This is a genomic window from Bradyrhizobium sp. NAS96.2 (genome assembly GCF_001908235.1).
Taxonomy (GTDB): Bacteria; Pseudomonadota; Alphaproteobacteria; order Rhizobiales; family Xanthobacteraceae; genus Bradyrhizobium.
The window spans coordinates 88,392-95,453 of record NZ_LGHK01000081.1 but is presented as its reverse complement, the minus strand read 5'-3'; the positions used below and the strand labels follow the sequence as shown (position 1 = coordinate 95,453).

The 7,062-nt window shown below is 66.4% G+C and carries 7 protein-coding genes; 2 read left to right on the top strand and 5 right to left on the bottom strand.

What is annotated here, in order from left to right:
- Positions 1–198 precede the first annotated feature (198 nt).
- Positions 199–480 (bottom strand): MFS transporter, encoded by a 282-nt coding sequence (locus AC628_RS45995; protein ID WP_349510122.1) that lies wholly within the window; start codon positions 478–480, stop codon positions 199–201.
- Positions 422–1,417, bottom strand: coding sequence for an MFS transporter (locus tag AC628_RS19120; RefSeq protein ID WP_349510121.1), 996 nt, complete (start codon positions 1,415–1,417; stop codon positions 422–424). Before AC628_RS19120 ends, AC628_RS45995 begins: the two co-directional genes overlap by 59 nt.
- A gap of 93 nt (positions 1,418–1,510) precedes the next feature.
- Between AC628_RS19120 and AC628_RS19115 the strand changes: the two genes are divergently transcribed.
- Complete coding sequence (locus AC628_RS19115) at positions 1,511–2,413, top strand: LysR family transcriptional regulator (protein ID WP_074128297.1); 903 nt, start codon at positions 1,511–1,513, stop codon at positions 2,411–2,413.
- 95 nt (positions 2,414–2,508) lie between these two features.
- On the opposite strand, the gene AC628_RS19110 is transcribed toward AC628_RS19115, so the two are convergent.
- The 3 genes from AC628_RS19110 to AC628_RS19100 all read right to left on the bottom strand — a co-directional run bounded on the left by AC628_RS19110 (position 2,509) and on the right by AC628_RS19100 (position 6,035).
- A complete protein-coding gene (locus AC628_RS19110) occupies positions 2,509–3,588 on the bottom strand; it encodes a D-TA family PLP-dependent enzyme (protein WP_074128296.1) in 1,080 nt (359 codons plus the stop codon).
- Between the two features lie 127 nt (positions 3,589–3,715).
- Positions 3,716–5,533 carry an ABC-F family ATP-binding cassette domain-containing protein gene (locus tag AC628_RS19105; RefSeq protein ID WP_074128295.1) on the bottom strand — a complete coding sequence of 606 codons (1,818 nt, stop codon included), beginning with the start codon at positions 5,531–5,533 and terminating at the stop codon, positions 3,716–3,718.
- Positions 5,534–5,537: 4 nt separating this feature from the next.
- The gene (locus AC628_RS19100; protein ID WP_074128312.1) at positions 5,538–6,035 is read right to left on the bottom strand and encodes a YaiI/YqxD family protein; all 498 of its coding nucleotides are present in this window, start codon (positions 6,033–6,035) and stop codon (positions 5,538–5,540) included.
- A gap of 134 nt (positions 6,036–6,169) precedes the next feature.
- On the opposite strand from AC628_RS19100, the gene AC628_RS19095 reads away from it, so the two are divergent.
- Complete coding sequence (locus AC628_RS19095) at positions 6,170–6,973, top strand: hotdog family protein (RefSeq protein ID WP_074128294.1); 804 nt, start codon at positions 6,170–6,172, stop codon at positions 6,971–6,973.
- The last annotated feature ends 89 nt before the right edge of the window (positions 6,974–7,062 follow it).

Sequence of the window (7,062 nt, the reverse complement as noted above, 5' to 3'; positions counted from 1 at the left end):
GCTCAGGATGGGTACGATCCGACCGCCAGCGGCCTGTCGCGGCCGCTAACCGCGACAGGCCATTCCTCTCGGAATATGCCGACGATAGCCGATCGCGCTATTACAAGGATGGGTGGAGCGAAGCGATACCCACCATGGTGCCGCGCTGGAAAAGGTTGATGGGTATCGCTGCGCTCCACCCATCCTACGAGATGCGGCTCATTCCGATCCGGTCTTTGTTGCGATGTCGGTGATGAAGCCGAGCACGCCGAACGTGGCGGCGACCGCGCAGACCGCGGTCCATCCACCATAACTCCAGGCCGTTGGCGCGGCTGCCGCGCCGACCGCGCCGCCGATGAAGAACAGCGCCACGAACAGGCCGTTGATCCGGCCGCGCGCTTCGGGCTGCAGCAGGTTCACCGCACGGCGGCCGAGCGTCTGGTCAGTGGTGATGCCGAAATCGAGCAGCACGGCGCCGACACCAAGCAGCGAGAGAGCCACGATCCGCGACTCGATCATGCCGGCCCAGGCGCACAGTGCGAGCGCGCCGGCGATGAGAAGGTGCGAGACGATCAGCAACGGCCGCGCGAAGCCCCCTGTCGCCCCAGCGCCCGGCGATCGGCGTCGCTGCCGCCCCCGCGACGCCGATCAGCGCGAACAGTGCGATCCCCTTGGCGTCGAGCTTGAACGGCGCGTCCGGCAGGCGCAGCGCGACCGCGGCCCAGAACGCGGTGAAGGACGCCATCACCAGCGCCGCGGTCCAGGAGCGGACGCGCAGCACCGGCTCCTCGCGCAGCAGCTTGGGAAACGAGCGCAGCAGCGCGGCATAGCTGACTTTCGCAGCAGGCTGCAAGGTCGGCAGATAGCGCGCCAGCGCGCCGGCGAGCACCGCCATCAACACTGCCGAGGTGACATAGTAGCCGCGCCAGTTCCAACTGTCGGCGATCAGGCTTGCCGCCGGCCGCGACAGCAGGATGCCGATCATCAACCCGCTCATGACGTCGCCGATCGCCTGCCCCCGGCGCTCCGGCGGCACCATCGACGCCACCAGCGGCACCACCATCTGGATCGCGGCGCAGGAGGCGCCGAGGATGAAGGTGGCGGCCAGCAAAATCAGCGGTGTCGGCGCCAGCGCGGTACCGATCGCGGCGATGATGGCACAGGCGAGCGTGCGCAGGATCAGCCGCTTGTTCTCGACGAGGTCGACCAGCGGCACCAGCAGCAACAGCCCGAGCGCGTAGCCAAGCAGGGTCAGCGTCGAGATCAGGCCGGCCTGCAGCTCGGTCATGCCGAGCGAGCGGCCCATCAGGCCGACCAGGATCTGCGGGGCAAACAGATTGGTGACGACGGTGCCGGTCGTGATGGCGCCGATCCAGATCAGGGGACGCACGGAAACCTGGCGCGCCGGGGAGAGTTTGGTGGCTTCGGAAATGGTCATGGGACCTCGCGAGGAAGTGGCGAGGCCCCCTTTAGGGGATCGGCCTAATATGCTACAATTCAAATAAGATGATGAAGAATATGCGAGATTGTTATGAACACCCATGACCTCGTGGCGTTCGTCGCCGTGGTGGAAACCGGATCGATCGTCGCGGCCTCCGCGCGGTTGAACCTGACCCAGCCCGGCGTGACGCGGCGGATCCAGAATCTCGAGGAGATGCTCGGCGCGCAGCTCTTGGACCGGCTGTCGAAACCGCTGAAGCCGACGGCGGCGGGCATCGAGGCCTATGAGCAGGGTCGCCGCGTGCTGCGCATGCTCGACGACCTCAAGTCAGGCGTCGCCAATGACGGCGTGGTGCGTGGCGAGTTCCGGCTCGGGCTGACGCCGTATTTGTCGGAGGCGGGGCTGGCCGGTCCGCTCGACGCGGTGCGCGGCGAGTTTCCAGCGCTTGCGGTGCGCGTCGTGGCTGGTCTGTCGCCGCACCAGATCGAGGCCGTGTCGCGCAACGAGCTGGATGCGGCGGCGATCTGCATACCGGACGGAGCTGTGCCGCCTTCAGACCTCGCCGCCGCCGATCTCGGCGCGCAGCCGGTCATCTTCGTCGTCGCGCGCGACGTCAAGCTGCCGAAATCCGCCGACCTCGAATGGCTGTCGCGCATGGGATGGGTGATGAACCAGGACGGTTGCGGCTTCCGTCAAACACTGAAGCGCCAGTTCGAAGCGGCGCATTTGCCGTTCAACGTGGCAGTCGAGGCGCTGGACAGCGAGCTGCGGCTGTCGCTGGTCGCGCGCGGGCTCGGCATCGGCGTCGTGACGCCGGTCGCGCTGAAGCGGAGCGCGCTCCGCAGCCGGCTCAAGGTGGTCAGGATCGAGGGATTCAAGGCCGCGGTCCGGGCCTGGATCGTGCACCGCCCGCCTGCCGGCCGTTTGGCGCGGCCGATCGAGGCGTTTCGGTCGGCGCTGGATCAGGAGTTGCAGGCGCTGACGCGCGGGTAGATGCGTAGGATGGGTAGAGCGCAGCGAAACCCATCACCTTCAATTCCCGCGGAAGCATGATGGGTTTCGCTGCGCTCTACCCATCCTACAGAGCCTTATCGTAACCTGCCCCGCGCCGTCACCGGCAGTGCACCGATGATCTCGTCGCCGCGCACCATCACGACCTCGTCCATCATGTTGACGACGACGCAGACGTGATTGGGCACGATCCGCACCACGTCGCCGACATTCGGCCGGGTGTTGCTGCGGGAGAGGTCGAGGAAGCCGTGCTCCTCGGCGAAGCGCGCGATCTTGGCCTCGGGATGTTCGAGGATCAGGCCATGGCCTTCGAGGCCGCCGGTGTCCGAGGTCAGCGTCTTGGAGCCGGCATCGAGGATGCCGCGCTCGGGACCGGCGCGGCTGACCACGGTGGAATAGATGTGCAGCGCGCAGTCGTCCCAGGTGGCGACGCCGGCGGCGACCTGCATGCGGTCGTTGTAGATGTAGGTGCCGAAGCGGTGCTCGGTGCCGCCCTTGAGCTTGCCGATGTTCACCAGGTTCGGCGTGCCGCCGGTCGAGACGATGGTCGCATCGAGGCCGTGGGCGCGCACGCCGGCCAGCGCCTCGTCGTAGAATTTCTGCGCATCCGCCCAGCCGGTCTCGGTCGGATACAGCATGAAGCCCGCGAAGTGCAGGCCCTTTGAGGCTGCGATCTCGCGCGCCAGCGCGATCGCTTCGGCCGAGGTCTCGACGCCGGCGCGCTTGCGTCCGGTGTCGCATTCGACAACGACCGAGAGCGTGCGGCCGGAGGCCGCAGCCGCCTTCGGCAGGTCGCCGACCACGACCGAATTATCCGCCGCGACGGTGATGTTGGCCTTGCCTTGCAGCGCGCCGAGCCGCGCCATCTTCTCGTCGCCGAGCAGGTTGTAGCTGATCAGGATGTCGTCGATGCCGCTATCGGCCATGATCTCGGCCTCGCCGAGCTTCTGGCAGGTGATTCCTTTGGCGCCGGCCTTGATCTGCAGCTGCGCCAGCATCGGATTCTTGTGCGTCTTGATGTGCGGCCGGTTGGCGACCCCGGCCTCGTCGCAGGCCTTCTGGATGCGCGCGATGTTGCGCTCGACCCGGTCCATGTCGATCACGGCGCAGGGCGTGCCGTATTCCTTGGCGATCTTGGCGGCTAGGGGCGTGGTCATCGGATTAGCTCCATTTCACAGCTTCCGTCATTGCGAGCGGAGCGAAGCAATCCATCCATCCGCATCTGCGGAGCCATGGATTGCTTCGTCGCTTCGCTCCTCGCAATGACGATGATTTCCATCCGCGTTAGGCCTGCTCAATCTCTTCGCGCAGCACTTCGAGTTCGAGCCAGCGGTCTTCGGCGGCCGCGAGTTCTTCCTGCGCCTTGGCGATCGCCGCTGAAGCTGCGTCGAATTTCTTGCGATCCTTCGCATAGAGGTCGGGATCGTCGAGCAGCTTCTGCTGCTTCGCGATCTCGGCGTGCAGCTTGTCGATCGTCTTCGGCAGCGTCTCCAGCGCGTGCTTCTCGTTGAAGCTCAGCCGGCGCCTGGGTGCCGCTTCGGGCGCGGCGGCCCTGGCTTCCTTCTTCTCCTCGACCGCGGCGTCCGCCTTCACCGTCTCGCGCTTCACGTCGGCGCCACGCTGCGCCAGCATGTCGGAGTAGCCGCCGGCATATTCGATCCAGCGTCCCTGGCCTTCGGGCACGATCACCGACGTCACCACCCGGTCGAGGAAGTCGCGGTCGTGGCTGATCAGGATCACGGTGCCCTCGTAGTCGCCGAGCATGTCCTCGAGCACATCGAGGGTCTCGAGATCGAGATCGTTGGTCGGCTCGTCCAGGATCAAGAGGTTCGACGGTTTTGCCAATGCCCGCGCCAGCATCAGGCGGCCGCGTTCGCCGCCGGAGAGCGCCTCCAGCGGCGTGCCGCGCTGCTCCTGCGCGAACAGAAAATCCTTCATGTAGCCGATCACGTGCTTCGACTTGTCGCCGACCATGACGTGATCGCCGCGACCACCGGTCAAGGCCTCGGCCAGCGTCAGCTTCGGATCGAGGCTCTCGCGATGCTGGTCGAGCGTCGCCATCTCGATATTGGCGCCCAGCCGCACCGAGCCGGAGTCCGGCGGATCGTTGCCGATCAGAAGATGCACCAGCGTGGTTTTGCCGGCGCCGTTCGGGCCGACGATGCCGAGCCGGTCGCCGCGCTGGATCCTGCTCGAGAAGCCGTCGACGATTTTTCGCTCGCCAAAGGCCTTGGCGATGTTCTTGGCCTCGATCACCAGGCGGCCGGAATTCTCGGCCTCGGCGGCGGCGAGCGTGGCGTTGCCGGTGGCACCGCGATAGTTGCGGCGCTGGTCGCGCAGGGCGTGCAGATTGCCGAGCCGCTTGACGTTGCGCTTGCGGCGGCCGGATACGCCGTAGCGCAGCCAGTGCTCCTCGTTGACGATCTTGCGATCGAGCTTGTGCTGCTCGCGCTCTTCCTCGGCCAGCACCTCGTCGCGCCACGCCTCGAAGGCGCCGAAGCCGCGCTCGATCTGCCTGATCTGGCCGCGATCGAGCCAGGCAGTGGTGCGGGACAGATTGGTCAGGAAGCGGCGGTCGTGGCTGATCAGGACCAGTGCGCAGCGCCGGCTCTCCAACTCGCCTTCGAGCCATTCGATGGTCGGCAGGTCGAGATGGTTGGTCGGCTCGTCCAGCAGCAGGATATCGGGCGAGGGCGCCAGCACGCGGGCCAGCGCCGCGCGGCGTGCTTCGCCGCCGGAGACGTGCGCCGGATCTTCCTCGCCGGTCAGCCCGATCTGTTCGAGCAGATAACGCGCCTGGTAATGGTCGTCGCCGGGGCCAAGGCCGGCCTCGACATAAGCCAGCGTCGTCTTGTGCTCGCCGAAGTCAGGCTCCTGCGGCAAATAGCGGATGGTGGCGCCGGGCTGCACGAAGCGGCTGCCGCCATCGGGTTCGACCAGCCCGGCCGCGATGCGCAGCAGCGTCGATTTGCCGGAGCCGTTGCGGCCGATCAGGCAGACGCGCTCGCCCGCGGAGACCGACAGTTCGACGCCTGACAGCAGCGGCGTGCCGCCGAAGGTCAGGCTGATGTCCTTGAGCTGGATCAGAGGAGGCGGAGCCATCGCGCTAACCCCCGTTCGCCGGCGCCTGCTCGGCGCGGCGGCGCTGGATGCGGCGGATGGTCTGGTCGAGCGTCGACAGGAAGTTCGAGCGGTCGCGCTGCGAGTAGGATCTCGGCCCGCCGGTGATTTCACCCGACGAGCGCAGATCGGTCATCAAATTGCGCACCGCCAGCGTCATGCCGATCGACTGTTCGGTGAACGGCTTGCCGTTCGGCGCGATCACGTCGGCGCCGGCTTTCACGCAGCGGCTCGCCAGCGGAATGTCCGCGGTGATCACGATATCGCCCTCATGCGCGCGTTCGGCGATCCAGTCGTCGGCCGCATCCATGCCGGAGCCGGCGGCGATGCGCTCGATCAGCGGATCCTGCGGCACGCGGATGAAATTGCCGGCGACCACGCTGACGGGCACGCCGAGCCGGATCGCGACGCGATAGATCTCGTCCTTCACCGGACAGGCGTCGGCGTCGACATAGATGCGGGTTAGGGCAGGGGTTTCAGTCATCGATTCCGGGTTCGCAGGCACGGCCTGCGTGTACTCCATGGTGCGGAAAATTGCGAGCAAAACGAGAGGCTTGTCACGCTGCCCGGTTCGACTACGATTGCCTGAGAAAAACAACCGAAATAAGGGGAAACCCCATGCCTTCGACGACGCCCGCGCAGACCTACCGCGTCTCCGCCTACAACACCTCGAAACTGTCAGAGAACAAGATCCACGACGACACGGTGGCGCGGAAGTTCGGCTTTTCCGGCGGTCTGGTGCCTGGCGTCGATGTGATGGCCTACATGATGCATCTGCCGGTGGAGAAATGGGGCCGCGATTTCCTCGCGCGCGGCCTGATCGAGGCGCGCTTCGTCAAGCCGGTCTATGACGGCGAGATCGCGGAGTTGACCGGCCGGGAGACCGGCAATGGGCTCACGATCGAGCTCTTCAGCCGCGGCGAGCTCTGCGCCACCGGCACGGCGTCGCTGCCGGCCTCCACGCCGACATTCGTGCTCGACGATTACAAGCAGGTTGCCGCGGTTGCCGAACGCAAGCCGGTCAGCGCCTCGTCCTATGAAGAGGGCAAGTGGCTCGGCGTCATCCCGCGCGACTGGTCCGGCGATGCGGCGAAGGAGTATCTCGCCGACATCAGGGAGACCGACCCGATCTACTTACGCGAAGGTCTCGGGCATCCCGGCCTGCTGCCGCGGGTGATGAACAAGGTGCTGGTCGACAATGCGATCCTCGGGCCGTGGATCCATGTCGGCACGAGGATGCAGCTGTTGTCGGCGGGCAAGATCGGCGATCAGCTCACCGCGCGCGCCAAGGTGACCGGCAATTACGACAAGAAGGGCCACCGCTTCGTCGAGCTCGACGCGCTGGTGCTCGGCAACGGCATCCCGCTCGCGCATTGCTGGCACATCGCGATCACCCAGCCGCGCGAGCAGGCGGCGGCGTAGGGAAGGAGCGCGGCGTTTCCCCTTGACCGGTGTCATACCCCGCGCATGCGGGGTATCCAATACGCCGCGGCGTCTCAGTAAGTAACAGC